This window comes from Microvirga pakistanensis (assembly GCF_004458765.1).
Lineage (GTDB): Bacteria > Pseudomonadota > Alphaproteobacteria > Rhizobiales > Beijerinckiaceae > Microvirga > Microvirga pakistanensis.
Genome location: NZ_SPJX01000478.1, coordinates 1 through 223, shown reverse-complemented (window position 1 = coordinate 223; position 223 = coordinate 1). Strand labels below are relative to the sequence as shown.

Genomic DNA, 223 nt, shown 5'->3' with positions numbered 1-223 from the left:
GTCCCACAGCCTGAGTGCCGGCTCGCGGAGGCAAGCCGCACCCGTGTTCTCGTCGTTGAGGATGACCTGCTTGTTGGGGCTGTGGCAGCCGAGGCGCTCGAGGAGGCGGGGTTCACAGTTCTGTCCGCCGCCAGTGCCGAGGAGGCCAGCATCATCCTCACTGAGGAGATCATTGACGTGCTGTTCTCGGACATTGACTTAGGAGGGCGGGATGGATGCGATC

The 223-nt window shown here is 63.2% G+C and carries 1 protein-coding gene; it reads left to right on the top strand.

Annotation, left to right across the window (positions count from 1 at the left end; all coding sequences use genetic code 11):
• A partial coding sequence (locus tag E4K09_RS21975) for a response regulator (RefSeq protein ID WP_134499844.1) occupies nt 1-223 on the top strand: 223 nt, incomplete at both ends.